The 14,929-nt window shown below is 71.1% G+C and carries 13 protein-coding genes; 5 read left to right on the top strand and 8 right to left on the bottom strand.

Annotated features, from left to right (window positions below; genetic code table 11):
- Window positions 1–43: 43 nt before the first annotated feature.
- From EDD40_RS32875 to EDD40_RS32860, 4 genes are all read left to right on the top strand, one after another.
- Complete coding sequence (locus EDD40_RS32875; protein WP_123746370.1) at window positions 44–1,246, top strand: S8 family peptidase; 1,203 nt, start codon at window positions 44–46, stop codon at window positions 1,244–1,246.
- Window positions 1,247–1,431: 185 nt separating this feature from the next.
- The gene (locus EDD40_RS32870; RefSeq protein WP_123746369.1) at window positions 1,432–2,064 is read left to right on the top strand and encodes an RNA polymerase sigma factor; all 633 of its coding nucleotides are present in this window, start codon (window positions 1,432–1,434) and stop codon (window positions 2,062–2,064) included.
- On the top strand, window positions 2,030–2,494 hold the full coding sequence (locus EDD40_RS32865; RefSeq protein ID WP_246037992.1) for a hypothetical protein: 465 nt from the start codon (window positions 2,030–2,032) through the stop codon (window positions 2,492–2,494). The genes EDD40_RS32870 and EDD40_RS32865 overlap by 35 nt, the downstream gene beginning before the upstream one ends.
- A gap of 88 nt (window positions 2,495–2,582) precedes the next feature.
- A complete protein-coding gene (locus tag EDD40_RS32860) occupies window positions 2,583–4,136 on the top strand; it encodes a diguanylate cyclase domain-containing protein (protein WP_123746368.1) in 1,554 nt (517 codons plus the stop codon).
- On the opposite strand, the gene EDD40_RS32855 is transcribed toward EDD40_RS32860, so the two are convergent.
- From EDD40_RS32855 to EDD40_RS32835, 5 genes are all read right to left on the bottom strand, one after another.
- Entirely contained in the window at window positions 4,090–4,842 is a 753-nt protein-coding gene (locus tag EDD40_RS32855; RefSeq protein ID WP_123746367.1) for a class I SAM-dependent methyltransferase, read from the bottom strand. The genes EDD40_RS32860 and EDD40_RS32855 overlap by 47 nt on opposite strands.
- A gap of 72 nt (window positions 4,843–4,914) precedes the next feature.
- The gene (locus EDD40_RS32850; RefSeq protein WP_123746366.1) at window positions 4,915–5,511 is read right to left on the bottom strand and encodes a GTP-binding protein; all 597 of its coding nucleotides are present in this window, start codon (window positions 5,509–5,511) and stop codon (window positions 4,915–4,917) included.
- A gap of 47 nt (window positions 5,512–5,558) precedes the next feature.
- Window positions 5,559–5,981: a roadblock/LC7 domain-containing protein gene (locus EDD40_RS32845; protein WP_053721145.1), complete on the bottom strand. Its 423-nt coding sequence runs from the start codon at window positions 5,979–5,981 to the stop codon at window positions 5,559–5,561.
- Entirely contained in the window at window positions 5,978–9,013 is a 3,036-nt protein-coding gene (locus EDD40_RS32840; RefSeq protein ID WP_246037990.1) for a sensor histidine kinase, read from the bottom strand. Before EDD40_RS32840 ends, EDD40_RS32845 begins: the two co-directional genes overlap by 4 nt.
- Before the next feature lie 375 nt (window positions 9,014–9,388).
- Window positions 9,389–10,459 (bottom strand): ABC transporter substrate-binding protein, encoded by a 1,071-nt coding sequence (locus tag EDD40_RS32835; protein WP_246037988.1) that lies wholly within the window; start codon window positions 10,457–10,459, stop codon window positions 9,389–9,391.
- Between the two features lie 95 nt (window positions 10,460–10,554).
- Here EDD40_RS32835 and EDD40_RS32830 point away from each other — a divergent pair, with 95 nt between their 5' ends.
- Window positions 10,555–11,802 (top strand): 4-hydroxybenzoate 3-monooxygenase, encoded by a 1,248-nt coding sequence (locus EDD40_RS32830; RefSeq protein WP_246037986.1) that lies wholly within the window; start codon window positions 10,555–10,557, stop codon window positions 11,800–11,802.
- Between the two features lie 543 nt (window positions 11,803–12,345).
- Here EDD40_RS32830 and EDD40_RS32825 read toward each other — a convergent pair.
- The 3 genes from EDD40_RS32825 to EDD40_RS32815 are packed head-to-tail and all read right to left on the bottom strand — an operon-like array spanning window position 12,346 to window position 14,794.
- Window positions 12,346–13,227 (bottom strand): ABC transporter ATP-binding protein, encoded by an 882-nt coding sequence (locus tag EDD40_RS32825; protein WP_123746364.1) that lies wholly within the window; start codon window positions 13,225–13,227, stop codon window positions 12,346–12,348.
- Entirely contained in the window at window positions 13,224–14,030 is an 807-nt protein-coding gene (locus EDD40_RS32820) for an ABC transporter permease (RefSeq protein WP_123746363.1), read from the bottom strand. Before EDD40_RS32820 ends, EDD40_RS32825 begins: the two co-directional genes overlap by 4 nt.
- Window positions 14,027–14,794 (bottom strand): ABC transporter permease, encoded by a 768-nt coding sequence (locus EDD40_RS32815; protein ID WP_123746362.1) that lies wholly within the window; start codon window positions 14,792–14,794, stop codon window positions 14,027–14,029. The genes EDD40_RS32820 and EDD40_RS32815 overlap by 4 nt, the downstream gene beginning before the upstream one ends.
- Window positions 14,795–14,929 lie beyond the last annotated feature (135 nt).

Here is a 14,929-nt window from a genome sequence, read left to right as displayed (position 1 = left end):
CTTGCTCACACCCAGCACCCGTCGACGCTGCTGTGAGGCCTCGGTGTCCGATCCATCGACTCGCTCCGGGCTCTACCAGGAAGCCTTCCAACAGGCCATCCGCACGCACCAGAGCTACCGCCTCCACCCCGAGCGCGGCCGGGAGTTCGTCTTCGTCGCCGGTGAGCTGCTGACCATTCCCGAGGACGTCGACCGGGTCAGCCGGAAGCTCGCGCAGAACAACATCGCCACCACGCGCGGCCGGGACTTCGCGGGCATGGCCCGGTTGCTGCTGTCCCGCAACCCCGACGACATCCCGGAGATCGTGCGCCTGCTGCGCGACCCGGCGCAGTGGCCCGGTGAGCGCACGCCGTTCGTGCAACCGCACCACGTGCTCTTCGGCCACGGCGGCAACATGCACGGCAACCCGGGTGAGCCGCCGCGCGTCGGCACGCCGCTGGCGGCGCCGAACCCGGCGAACAGCGGCGTCGGCCGCGGCGTCGTGGTCGGCGTCCTCGACACGGGCATCTCGGCGACCGCCGCGGTCGACCACCCGCAGTGGCTCGGCGGCGCGTTCACCCCCAAGGCCGAAGAGGTCGACGCCGCCTACCGGTACTCCGACGTGTTCGCCCTCGAAGGCGGTCACGGCACGTTCGTCGCGGGCGTGGTCCGGCAGGCCGCGCCGGGCGTGCGGATCGACCCGGAGAAGGCGCTGGACCCGAACGGGCTGGGCACCGAGGAGGAGTTCGCCCGCGCGCTGTCGTCGTTCGACGAGAAGGTCCAGATCGTCAACATCTCGATGGGCTGCTTCACCCAGGACGACACCGCCTCCGAACCCGTCCGGCGGGCGCTCGCGGCCCTGCCGCGCGACGTCGTCGTGGTGGCCTCCGCGGGCAACCAGGGCACCACCCGGCCGAGTTGGCCCGCCGCGCTGCCCGGCGTGGTCGCCGTGTCCGCGATCGCCGAGGAGCGCGACGGCAGCCGGTCGCCCGCCTGCTACAGCAACCACGGGTACTGGGTCGACGCGTGCGCGGTCGGCAACCGGACCAGCACGTTCCTCAAGGGCAGGTGGGAGCTGCCGGGCCTGCCGGTGGACGTCTTCGACCGGTTCGCCTACTGGCTGGGCACCTCGTTCGCCGCGCCGCACGTGGCCGGGCGGATCGCCGCGACGATGACCGAGCGCGGCCTGACCGCGGTCGGCGCCCGCGACCACCTGCTCGTCGGGCGGCCGGAGTTCTTCCCGGGCTACGGTGTCTTCTGCGGTTGACGACGTCCGCGACCCCTCGGGTGGCGGCGGTCTCACGGCGGTCCGGCCGAAGCTTGTATCTCGCGACCGGGTCGCCACTCCGTAGTGTGTGGCAGCGAAGAAGCCGAAGTCCGTGACCCGGCCCGGGTCCGCGCCGGCGCACGCCGGTGCGGAGGCGCGGAACCCCCGGGACCAGAGGAGGGGACGTGACCCCTGCTTCCCCGATCGCCGTGCTCGTGAGCGCGGCGGCGGAGGGCGACCAGGACGCGTGGAACGAGATCGTCGCGCGCTTCACGCCACTGGTGCTGGCGGTGGTGCACCGGCACCGGTTGCGCCACGCGGACGCGGCGGACGTGCACCAGACCGTGTGGTTGCGGCTGGTGGAGCAGCTCGGCAGGCTGCGCGAGGCGGACGCGTTGCCCGGGTGGATCGCCACGACCACCCGCAACGAGTGCCTGCGGATGCTGCGGATGCAGCAGCGCACCCTGCCCTACGACCCGCAGTCCGAGGACGAGCCGGCGAGCCCGGACGACGCGGTCGCGGACCTGGACGAGGAGTTGGAGGCCGCCCAGCGGCGGCAGGCGCTGCGCGAGGGCTTCCGCTCGTTGTCCGAGCAGTGCCGGGTGTTGCTGGCCAAGCTCATGGCCGACCCGCCGCCGAGCTACGGGGCGGTCGCCGAGCAGCTGGCGATGCCGGTGGGCAGCATCGGGCCCACCCGGATCAGGTGCCTGGAGAAGTTGCGCAAGACTCCCGCGGTGCTGAAGCTGGTCGAGCCGCGGCCGGCGGGCGGAGGAGGTGTGGTCGGTGTTGAGGGACGATCCGGGGTGGGAAAGCGATGAGGTGCTGCTGCGGGAGTTGGGCGCGGCGCTCGCCGAGGAGCGCGACGTGCCCGAGCACCTGCTCCAGGCCGCGCGCGCCGCGTTCACGTGGCGCACGGTCGACGCCGAGCTGATCGCCTTGACCAGCTACGACTCCGTGCTGGACGAGGAGCTGGCGGCGCGGGCGCGGGCGACGCAGACCGCGCGGCAGCTCGTGTTCGACGCCGAGGGAGTGTCGGTGCAGGTCGAGGTGACCGAGGCGGGTGTCGCGGGTCAGGTGCTGCCGGCGCGGCCGGGCCGGGTCGCGCTCGTCACCGCGGCCGGGCCGGTGGAGGAGTCGGAGCTGGACGAGCTGGGCCTGTTCCTGCTCGGCCCGCCACCGTCGGGCCCCGTCCGGTTCCGGTGCGAGGTGGGTGGCACGACAGTGATGACCGAATGGGTATGTGTTTAACCCGATTCGGTGAAGCCTTGACGGCGGTGGCCGGTGGTCCGGAAGATGCGCGGTGACCTGATCTTCACCCACCGTCGCACACCCATCCATGACCGAGCCAGTCCGCGTCACCGCCGCCGAGGGAAGCGCTCCCACGGCGATCGAGGCGTGGGCGCTGCCGGAGCTGTTCCGGCAGGTCTTCGTCGGCTCCACGGCGGGCATCGCGATCTTCGACGCCCGCGGCGCGCTGGTGGGCGCCAACCCGGCGCTGGAGGCGATGCTGCCGCCGGAGGACCTGGCGACCCTGTTCGTCGACACGCCGCCCACCGCGGACGAGACCAGGGTGCAGCGGCAGTTCACCGACGCGGCGGGCGAGCCGATGTGGACCGAGGTCGCGCTGTCGGTGGTGCGCGACGACGACGGCCGGCCGCGGTGGCACGTCGCCGTGGTCGAGGACACCACCGAGCAGCGGGTGCTGCGCGACTACCTGCGCCACCAGGCGCTGCACGACGTGCTCACCGGCCTGCCGAACCGGCAGAGCTTCCTGCCCGGCCTGGAGCGGGCGCTGAGCCGGCCGGGGTCGATCACGTTGTGCTACCTGGACGTGGACAGCGTCGCCATCGTCAACGACGGCCTCGGCTACGAAGCGGGCGACGAGCTGCTCAAGGTCGTGGCGCAGCGGCTGACCGCGGTGTTCGCGGACGAGAACGCCACCGTCGCGCGCATCGGCGGCGACGAGTTCGTCGTGCTGATCGAGGACTCCCCCACGACGCCGGGCATCTCCGCGCTGGCCGAGGCGATCGAGACCGCGCTGGTCGAGCCGGTGCGGCTGGCCGGGCACGGCGTCGGGGTGTCCGCGGGCATGGGCTTCGTGCGCACGTCGGCGCGCGGGTCGGACGCGATGGCGTTGCTGCGCCAGGCGCACAGCACGCTGCGCCGCGCGGAGAGCGGCGGCAAGGGCCAGTGGGGCATCTACGACGCCGGGCAGGACGCCCGCGACCGCGCCCGGTCCTCGCTGATCGCGACCATGCCCGGCGCGTTGCAGAACGGCGAGATCGCCCTGGACTACCTGCCGGTGGACCGGGACGGCGAACGGGTCGCGGTGGCGGCCCGGCTGCGGTGGCACGAGGCGGAGTACGGCCCGGTGTCGCACGACGAGTGCCTGCGGTTCGCCGACGAGCTCGGGCTCAGCGGCCAGCTGGCCGAGTGGGTGCTGGACGAGGCGTGCGCCTTCGCCGCGGCCGAACGGCTGCCGGTGCTGGTGCGGCTGTCACCGGACCAGTCGCGCGACCCGGACCTGACCGCGCCGGTCGTCGAGGCGTTGCGGGCCGCCGAGCTGCCGCCGGAGCTGCTGTGGCTGAGCCTGTCCGCGCGGTGCCTGTCGGCACCGGGCCAGGCCGAGGACCTGGACGTGGTGGAGGACAACCTGATCGCGTTGGGCGACATGGGGGTCCGCCTGCTGCTGCACGACGTCACGTTCGGCTTGCCGGAGCTGTCCGCCGTGGAGCGGCACGGGCTGCACGGCGTGCAACCGGCCGTGCCGACGGGGGAAGCGCTGGCGCACCAGGCCCTGTGCGCCGTGCTGCCGCTGGTGCGGGCGGCCGGCGCGCTGATCGTCAGCGACGGCGCGCTGCCGGGCGCGGACCTGGTCGTGCGATCGTGATGATCTCCCGGCTGGTCGCGGTGGGCGGGGTCCGGTCCCAGGAGCCGTAGCGCTCGGCCACGTCGAACCCGGTGTCCCGCAGCAGCGCGTCGAGGTGCTCGGCGTCGGTGAACCGCAGCGTGCCGCGGTCGACGCGGGGCTCCGGCCAGTCCGGGCTGCTGAACGTCTCGGTCATCGTGACCAGCCCGTCCACCACGCTCTCCACGAAGTGCTCGACGCGCACCCGCTCGCCGCCGTGGCCGACGACCTCGGTGCCGTTCTCCGGCGTCCAGCGCTCCCACGCCCGCGCGCCGGGGTCGCGGGTCTCGAACGCGAAGCGCCCGTCCGGCGTCAGCGCCCGCCGGATCGCGGTGAACTGGGCGCGCACCTCGTCGTCGGTGAGGAAGACCTGGAACGCGTGCCCGGTCATCACGACCAGGTCGAACTCCCCGTCGAACGCGACCGTGCCGAGGTCGCCGCGCACCCAGTCGACGCCGGGGTCGCGCCGCGCCTGCAGGAGCATGCCCTCGGCCGGGTCGAGCCCGACCAGCCGGCCCTCGTGCCCGCCGGCGCGCGCGGCCTTGAGCAGCGTGCCGGTGCCGCAGCCGACGTCGAGCACCGCGGTCGCGGCCAGCACCAGCCCGAGGTAGAAGCGGTCGTCGTCGCCGAACCCGTTGATCAGGTCGTAGTAGGCCGCCAGGTCCGCGTCCTCGAAAGCGTCCGCCACCCGTCCGAGTGTGGCCCGCACGGCGACGGGCCGCGACCGGTTTTCCGGCCACGGCCCGTCACGCGGGGTGGATCAGGCAAAGGTCGGCTGCCGCATCGCGTGCTGCACCAGCGTGATCAGCGTCTGCTTGGTCGACTGCCGGTTGCGCGCGTCGCAGGGCACGATCGGCACCGACTCGTCGATCGTCAGCGCTTCCCGGATGTCCTCGATGCGGTGGTGCAGCAGGCCGTCGAAGCAGTTCACGCCCACCACGTACGGCAGCTCCCGGTCCTCGAAGAAGTCGATCGAGGCGAACGCGTCCGACAGCCGGCGGGTGTCGACCAGCACGACCGCGCCGATCGCGCCGCGCACCAGGTCGTCCCACATGAACCAGAACCGGTGCTGACCGGGTGTGCCGAACAGGTACAGGATGAGGTCGCTGTCCAGCGAGACCCGGCCGAAGTCCATGGCCACCGTGGTGGTCATCTTGTTGGGCGTGGCCGAGAGGTCGTCCACGCCGACGCTGGCCTCGGTCATCACCGCCTCGGTGGTCAGCGGCACGATTTCCGACACCGACCCGACGAAGGTCGTCTTGCCGACACCGAACCCGCCGGCCACCACGATCTTCGTCGACGTCACGGTCAGGCTCGCCGCGGGTGACCCCGGCCGGCCGGGAGCGCCACCGCTCATGTTGCTCTGCTTTCCCTAGTAGTAGGACCTCGCCGGGTGGTGGGACCTCAGCCGCGCATGGCGACGTGCAGCTGCGAGCGGATCTCCGGGGTGAGCTGGACGCCGACCCGCTCGACCAGCCGCGTCATCGCGTAGCCGATCAGGCCGATGTCGCAGTTGGGCGCGGCGAGCACGGCCAGGCACGAGCCGTCGCTGATGGACATGAGGAACAGGTAGCCCCGCTCCATCTCCACCACGGTCTGCTTGACGTCACCCGCCTCGAAGCAGCGCGCCGCGCCGAGGTTCAGGCTGACCAGGCCCGACGCGACGGCCGCGAGCTGCTCGGCGCGGTCGATCGGCAGCCGCTCCGAGGACGCGAGCAGCAGTCCGTCCGCGGAGACCACGATCGCGTGTGCGACGCCCGCGACCCGGGCGACGAAGTCATCGACCAGCCAACTGAAGTTTTCGAGTTCCTCGGTTGCGGTGGTCACTTCTGCTCCTTGGTCTGATTGCCGCCGTTGGCGGGGGTGTTGTCCTCGAACGACACGCCGTCCCACGGCATGCCGGCGTCGTCGCCCGCCTGCCGGCCGAGTTGCACACCTCGCTGGTAGGTGGCGAAGCGCTGGCGCAACCGGTCGGCGGACCGGCGCGGCGACACCGCGGTCGCCACCCCGGCCGACGTGGCGCTGTTCGCCGACGGCTGCGCCGCCGCCGGCGCCGACCCGCGCGGGGAGGGCGCGGAGAGCGAACCCGGCATCAGGCGCGCCTTGGGGACGCGCTTGGGCAGGCCCGCGGTGGTCGTGTCGTCGACCGGCGCCTTGAGCGCGCTGGTCGCCGTCGTCCACCCGTCGTCCGCCGCCGCGCCCCAGCCGGGCGTCGAGGACGCGCCGGACGACGGGATCGCCGACGGCGCGGGCTCGCGCTTGGGCAGGCCGGCCGGGGTCGAGCCGCGCGGCTCGGGCGGCGTCGGCTTGCTCAGCGCGGGCGGCGGCGTGATCAGGTCGGAGCGGTCGGTGTACGCGGTCTGCTCCGACGCGGTGCCGACGTGACCGCCGTGGCCGTTGTCGGTGCCCATCAGCTCGGCGCGGTCGGCGAACATCGTCCGCTCGGACGCGGTCTCCGGCGGCACCGTCGACGGCGGCTGGTCGGCGGCCTCGCCGCGCGCCACCCCGCCCTCGGCCTCGCCGCCCTGGAACCAGCGCGACAGCACGTCCTCGTAGATCGGCAGCCGCTGGGTCGAGGCGTCGTCCTCCTCGGGCTCGACCACCGGGGCGGGCTCGGGCGCCGCCGGGCGCCTCGCGGCCGACGGCGGGTAGGAGTAGTCCGGGACCTCCTCGCCGGGCGGCGGCACGGTCTCGGTCACGGTGGCGGTGAACAGGTCGTCCACCGGGGTCTGCTCGACCTGGAAGTACCCGCCGGGCTCCGCCTCGTGCGTGTGGACGACCTGCGGCCCGGTCGTGGCGGGCAGCTCCAGTGGCGCGTAGCCGCCGGGCGCGATCTCCGGCGTCCACTTGGGCACGCCGGCCAGCACGCCGACACCGCTCTCCTCCAGCTGCGGCACGGCCTGGCGCTGCGGCAGCGCGGCGGGCGCGGGCCTGGGCGCGAGCGGCTCGGGACCGCGGTGCAGCAGGTCCATGGGGAGCACGACCTGCGCCGTGACGCCACCCTCTATGTCGTCGTTGTTGCTCAACGTGACCCGGATGTTGTGGCGCTTGGCGAGCTGGCCGACCACGTACAGGCCCATCTCGCGGGCCACCGACACGTCGACCTCGGGCGGGTCGGCGAGCTTGGTGTTGGCCTCGACGACGTCCTGCTCCTGCATGCCGACACCGCGGTCGTGGATGCGGATGGACACCTCGCCGCGCCGGGTCTCGATCGCCCGCACGGTCACCTTGGTGGTGGGCTTGGAGAACGCGGTCGCGTTGTCCAGCAGCTCGGCGATGAGGTGCGCGAGGTCGTTGACCACGCGGCCCTGCACCTTCAGCTCCGGGGCGGGCGCGATCTGGATCCGGGCGTACTTCTCGACCTCGGACACCGCGGCGCCGAGCACCTCGGAGATCGGCACGGGCCGGGTGACGCGGCGGTTGACCGTGGTGCCGGAGAGCACCAGCAGGTTCTCGCTGTTGCGGCGCATCTGGGTGGCCAGGTGGTCCAGCTCGAACAGGCTGGCCAGCTGGTCGGGGTCCTGCTCGTCCTGCTCCAGCCGGTCGATGACGGTGATCTGCCGCTCGACCAGCGCCTGCGAGCGCCGGGACAGGTTGATGAACATGTCGTTGACGTTCGCGCGCAGCGCCACCTGCTCGACCGCGAGGCGGACGGCTTCGCGCTGCACGGCGTCGAACGCGCGGGCCACCTGGCCGACCTCTTCGGTCGTGTTGATCGGCACCGGCACCAGCGCCTCTTCCGCGGCGCGGGCCGGGTCGCGGTGCGTCCGGATCCGCTTGATCGCGTCGGGCAGGCGGTTGCGGGCCACGTCCAACGCGGTGCGGCGCAGCACGCGCAGCGGCGTCAGCATCGAGCGGGCGACGAAGGCCATGAGGGCGAACGCGATCACCAGCGCGACGGCGACCAGCGCCGCGTCACGCCACGCGGACGCGCGGGCGGCTTCGGTCAGGTCGACGGAGGCCTGGTCGGCCTGCCGCTCGATGTTCTGGGACACCTCGCGCAGCAGCGCCGCGGTCTGCTCGCCGACGGCCATGACGTCGCCGTCCGAAATGGACACCTCGCCGCCGTCGTCCTGCTGCACCAGCGCCAGCTGCACCAGGCTGTTGCGCGCGTCGACCGGTGTGCCGGACACGGTGTCCGACAGCAGCTGCCGGTTCTCCTGGCTCGCGGTGACCGCGAAGTCGGTGAGCGCCGCGTCCAGTCGGGACTGCGCCGCGCGCAGCGCGTTGGCCTGGCCGGGCGCGAACTCGCCGCGGGTGGCCGTCGACAGCAGGATCGAGTTCTGCTGCGTCAGCTGCTCCTTGGCGGAGTAGAGCGCGAGGTTGGCGCCGGCCAGCGGGGTGATCGTCTCGTTGCTCAGGCTGCTCGCGGTCGCGCGGTGCACCTGCGCCAGCGCGGCCAGCACCTGGCCGTAGGCGCTGTGCACCGAGATGTCCGGGTACCTGGTGTTGGTCACCGTGTTCCGCAGCGCGTTGAGGCCGTCCAGCGACTGCAACGACTTCTGGAACGCCTCGCGCACCGCGTCGTCGACACCGGTCGTGGAGGCCGCGACGTCGCGCAGCCTGCCGACCTCGACGTCGACCTTGCTCGAGCGCGTCTGGAACTCGGGGCCGTTGGCCCCGCGTCCGCCCGCGACGAACCAGACCGCGGCGTCGCGTTCCAGCTGCAGGGCGTCGGACACCGCCGCCACCTGGGCGGACAGCTGGAGCTCCCGCTGGACCTGGCCGAACAGCTCCACGTCGTCCAGCTGGGTGTTCAGCCGCAGCCCGGCGAGGGTCAGCGTGCTCAGCGCGGGCACCAGGAGCACCACCGCCAGCTTGCTGCGCAGGCGCCAGTTCCGCAGGCGCCACCGGGACACTCCCCGGTCGCCGGGCACGGCGCCTGTGCTGGGCCCCGAGTCGGGTGGACCGCTTCCAGCGGCACCCGTGTCGAGTTGAATCCGCTCCGGATCTCTCCCGGAGGCGTGGTCGTCGTGACCGCGCACCGTCAGCACACTCCCCAGCCCGGTGAAACGACACTTCCCTACAAACCCGGTGGATCTTGGTGGAAAAATCCGCCGAGTCATACCGCCGTTCGGACGAGGAAGCCGGTAGTTTGCAAATCAACCATTGTCGCGCAGACCACACGTGGACGCGCTAAACGATCGCTAACCGGCGTTCATGGTTTTTTCACGCCCTCGACCCGAACGGGAAACACCCGAGGGGGAGCCCGGCGGACGGGCTCCCCCGTCGGATCAGCTACCCGACGCCGTGACCAACATCGGCTTGACGTCGAAGTCCTTCTCGAGCAGGCCATAGGTTCGCATCAGCCCCGCCACGCGCTGCAGGCGGGTGGCGTCGAGCGTGGTCGGGAACTCGCCGAAGTGCACGAGGCTGGCGGTTTCCTTGTCGACCTTGGCGTACTCGACCAGCAGCGGCTCGACCGTGGGGCGGTCCGCCGCGTCGCGCTGGCCCTTCGCCATCGCGCGCTGGAACGCGGCGACGGTGTTCGGGTTCTCCTTCACGAACTTGCCGGTCGTGGCGTAGCCCGCGATCGGGATGTCCGCGGTCGGGCCGGACGCCGCGTCGAGCACGGTGATCTGGCCGCTCGTGCGCTGGGCGCGGCTGATGAACGGCTCCACCATGAAGGCCGCGTCGACGGTGCCGTTCTGGACCGCGGCTTCCATGTCCGGGAACGGGAACTCCTTGAAGTTGACCTTGGCGGGGTCGACGTCGTTGGCTTCCAGCGTCGCCTTCGCGGTGAGCTCGGCGATGTTCCGGAACGTGTTGATCGCGATGGTCTTGCCCTCGAGGTCCTTCGGCGACTTGATCGGGGAGTCGGCCTTGGCGAGGATCAGGAACATCTCGGGCTTGGCCTGGTAGCCGTCGCTGACCAGCTTGAGGCCGTCGACGGCCTTGGCCGCCTCCTTCGCCTCGGCCGCGAAGAACGAGACCCAGTTGCCGAAGGAGATGTCGAGGCTGCCGTTGATCAGGCCAGGGATGGCCATGGCGCCACCCTGGATGATCTCGGGCTTGACCTCGAGGCCCTCCTCCTTGAAGTAACCCTTCTGGATCGCGACGTGGACCGACGCGACGTCGAGGATGTTGAGCAGGCCGACCGTGATCGTGGCCTTTTCGACCTTGCCCGGTGCTGCGGCCGTGGTGGGCTTCTCCTCGGAGCCACCGAGGAGGCCGCAGCCGGAGACGACGGCGAGCATCGCGACAGCGGAGACTACGCCGAAGATCCTTCGTGCCGAGAGGCCGACTCTTCGAGTCATGGGGGGCATCTCCTGTTGGAGTGAAGACTTTGCGGGGGCAGGATGCACGAGCGACAGGGGCGCTGTGGAACCACTCAAAGTGACACGAGTGGTTCGACAAGACCCCAGTCGACCGACACTCGAAGGCTGATCCACTACCTTCGGTGAGCATCTTTGCACAGGCTGTCCAGAGGTTGGGGTATGCGGTGAGCGATCTTGACGCGGAATGGGCCGTACAGAGCAACCGGCGCCCGGTGGGCATCGTCGGAGCGGGCCCGGCGGGATTGACCTTGGGGAACCTGCTCCGCGAGGCCGGAATCCCCTGCGTGGTGCTGGAAAAAGGCACCCGCGAGTACATCGAGACCCGGCCGCGCGCCGGGGTGTTGGAGCACCGCGCGGTGCAAATGTTGACCGAGCACGGTCTCGCGGACCGGTTGCTCCAAGAGGCGGACAGGCATGGCGCGTGCGAATTCCGGGTGAACGGTGAAGCGCACGAGGTGGACTACGCCACCCTGTACGACGGCCAGACGCACTACATCTACCCCCAGCAGGAGGTCGTCCAGGACCTCGTGCGGGTCTACGTCGACGAGCGCGGCGGCGAGGTCCGGTGGTCCGTCACGGACGTGCAGGTGCACGGGGTCGAGTCCACGGAACCGGCTCTGACCTGGACGAACGCGGACGGCACCTGGGAGCGGCTCGACTGCTCGTTCATCGCGGGCGCGGACGGGTTCCACGGGGTGACGCGGCGCAGCATCCCGGCGGGCGCGGTGCAGGAGTTCAGCCACCAGCACGGCATCGAGTGGCTGAGCATCCTGGCCGAGGCCCCGCCATCCACCCACAAGGTGATTTACGCACTTCACCCGGATGGATTCGCGGGTCATATGCTCCGCAGTTCCACGGTTTCGCGCTACTACCTCCAGGTCCCGGTGGACGACACCGTCGACAACTGGCCGGACGAGCGGGTGTGGGCGGAGCTGCACAAGCGGCTGGCACTTCGGGACTCCGACTGGAAGCTCACCGAAGGGCGCATCGTCGAGAAGCGCATCCTCGACATGCGCAGCCACGTGGTCGAACCAATGAACCACGGCAACCTGTACCTGCTCGGCGACGCCGCGCACATCATCACCCCGGTGGGGGCCAAGGGGATGAACCTCGCGCTGCACGACGCCGAGGTGCTCGCCGACGCCCTGACGCGCTACCACCGAACGGGTGATGAGACGGGGCTGCGGAGCTACTCCGACGTGTGCCTGCGACGGGTGTGGCGTGCGCAGGAGTTCTCGCAGTGGATGGTGTTCATGATCCACCGGTCGCCGGAGCCGTTCCTGAGCCGGTTGGGTCAAGCCCGACTCGAACACCTCATCGCCTCGGGGTCGTCCGCAGGCTATTTCGCCCAAAACTACGTGGGGCCCTAGGAAGAACATCTTACGATTAGCGGGGCCCGTTCCGGCGGGACCGCCCCGCGCGGACACCGGGATACCGGCGCCTTGTTCTCCGCCACGACACAGGAATGTGCCGGCTCCGGAGAACAAGGCACTGGTCCGCCGACAAAGGCCCGCATTCGAAGTCCCGCCGCACCCGCACATTCGCGCGCCTCACCCGATGCATTCGTCGCCGATTCCACCCAGTGGCCGGCCGGGCGCGCGCCACGATATCCCGTCGAGGGCCCGCCGAGGCCGCCGGGACAATTGATGAATCCCTCCGCCGGGCCGCGCGGAAATGTGCCCGACGCACACGGCGCGTGATCGACCGGCGACCGAGCGGTGATCATGGGCGAAGGCCGGCCGCGCCGAGAAAGATGTCGAATCGTTGTGAACGATCGTCGTCGAAACCCGCGCCCGAAAAGGTTTCCGACCGGCCCGCGCACGACGAACGGGCGACCCCCGGCGCCGGCCCCTGAGAGGGCCGACGAGCCGCGGATCGCCCGTCCGGCGATGTGGTTGCCTAGAAAAGGCCGATCACGTCGTAGCGCGCTCCTCGGCCTCGGCGCGCGAGGCCTCCGCCCGCTCCGCCTCGGCCCACTTCGCCGCCTGCTGCTCGTTCGCCTTGCGCCGCGCCTTGACCTCCTCGGAGGTCTTGCCGACGTTCAGCAGCCGCGCCACCTCGGCCCGCAGCGCGACGAACGCCTCGGACTCGCGGGTGGTGATCTGGTCGCGCTGCGCGGGCAGGTCGACCTTGAGGTCGGCCACCACCGACGCGGGCGACGTGGAGAGCACCAGGATCCGGTCGCCCAGGTAGACGCTCTCGTCGATGTCGTGCGTCACCACGAGGACCGTGGTGTCCTGTTCGGTGCGGACCTTCAGCAGCAGGTCCTCCAGCTCGAACCGGGTCTGCGCGTCCACCGAGGCGAACGGCTCGTCCATCAGCAGCAGCGCGGGCCGGTAGGCCAGGGCCCTGGCGATGGCGACGCGCTGCTGCATGCCGCCGGAGAGCTGCCACGGGTACTTGCGGCCGGCGTCGGACAGCCCGACCCACTCCAACGCCTCGGCCGCGCGGGCCCGGCGCTCGGCGCGGCCCAGGTTGCGGCGCAAGGGGAACTCGACGTTCTTCTGCACCGTCAGCCAGGGGAACAGCGAGCGGCTGTAGTCCTGGAACACCACGGCGAGGTCGTCGGGCACGCCGCGGACCTCGTCGCCGTGCAGGCTGACCTCGCCGCGGGTCGGGCGGATCAGGCCGGAGATGGTGCGCAGCAGCGTGGACTTGCCGCAGCCGGACGGGCCGACCACGCACACCAGCTCTCCGGTGCCGACGGTGAACGACAGGTCGGCGATCGCGGTGTGCGCGCCGTCCTTCGCCTGGTAGGTGTGGCCGAGGTCGGCCACTTCGAGCATCGCGGTCATACTGCTTTTTCCTCCACCGTCGCGGGGGTGCGCTCCTGCTTCGGCTGCCACGCGAGGGCTTGGCGCTCGAAGCCGAGGAGCACGGTGTTGAGGGCATAGCCGAGGACACCCAGGAGGATGATCCCGGCCCACATGTCGGGGAAGTCGAACTCCCGCTGTGCGACGAGGAGTTGCGACCCGATCCCGTTGTCGGTTCCGACGAGTTCGGACACGACCATGAGCACCAGCGACAGCGACAGGGAGACCCGCAACCCGGCGAAGATCTTCGGCGCCGCTGAGGGCAGGACGACACCGAGGATCCACTGTGGCTTCGGGATGCGGAACACCGCCGAGGTCTCGAACTTCGTGGCATCGACGGAACGGGCGCCGTCGATGCTGTTGAGCAGGATGGGCCACAGCACGCCGAAGATGATCGTGGCGAGCTGCATGGTGGTGCCGACGCTGAACACCAGCAGGAACACGGGCACCAGCAGGGGCGGCGGGATCGAGCGCATGAACGTCAGCAGCGGCCCGACGTACTCCGCGGCCTTGTCCGAGCGGCCCAGCGCCACGCCGAGCGAGACGCCCACGAGCGCCGCGATGCCCCAACCGGCGAGCAGCCGGCCGATGCTCGGGAACACGTGGTCGAACACCGTGTCGGTGAGGAACAGGTCACCGGCCGGTCCGGACAGCCACAGCTCGTGCGCCGCCGCGGCGATCTCGGTGGGGCGGGGGAAGAACGTGTCGTCGGCGTACCAGGTGAGCAGCTCCCAGACCACGACGAGGCCCACGAACACCGCCCACCGCTGCAGGAATCGACTCACGACCGACCTCCGGTGACCGCGCTCCAGCCGACCCAGCGGCGCTGCGCGCGTTCGAGCCCTTCGTTGAGCAGGTAGCCGATCACGCCCGCGACCGCGGTGCCGGCCAGGACGACGTCCATCCGGCCGCCGCCGCTGCGCGCGTTCGCGATGTACTGCCCGATGCCGCCGGAGCCGCCTTCCAGCAGCTCCACGCTGACGATCACGACCAGGCTGGTCGTGGCGGCGAGCCGGATGCCGGTCAGCACGAACGGCATCGCGCTCGGCAGCGCGACCGACGCCAGCACGCGCACCCGGCCGGCGCCGAACGCGCGCGCCGTCTCGACCAGCAGGGGGTCGAGCTCGTCGAGCGCGTAGATGGTGTTGAACAGGATGGGCCAGATCGCCGCGTACACCGCGAGGACGATCTTGGTCTCGGGCCCGATGCCGAGCAGCAGCACCGCCAGCGGGATCAGCGCCACCGAAGGGATGGGCCGCAGGAACTCGACCACGGCGCGGGTGGCGTGCCGCACGGGCGCCACGCTGCCCAGGACGAGGCCGAGCGGGACGGCGATCCCGACCGACAGCGCCACGGCGATGACCACCGCGAGGAGCGTCGCGACGACGTCCCGCAGGAAAGGCTCATCCCCCAACAGCTTCACGAGTTCCACCGCTACGACGGACGGCGGTGGCAAGTACTCCGCGGGAACCAGCCGGGACCGGCCGAACAGCTCCCAGATGACGAGGAACCCGGCCACACCGAGCAGTCCTCGGGTGAGCGCACGCACGCGCAAACGCCTCTTCCCAGTTGATCAACCCCAGCCAACCCGGCTCAATCTAGAGAGTGAAGTCCCCCGCCACAATGAGTGGCGGGAAAACTTCATGATGTGATCTTGCAAATTGCTGTCAGCGGGCGCTGAAGC

It is taken from the genome of Saccharothrix texasensis (assembly GCF_003752005.1).
In the GTDB taxonomy this organism is placed as follows: Bacteria; Actinomycetota; Actinomycetes; order Mycobacteriales; family Pseudonocardiaceae; genus Actinosynnema; species Actinosynnema texasense.
The sequence above is the reverse complement of the archived record's forward strand: the minus strand, read 5'-3'. Positions and strand labels throughout refer to the sequence as shown.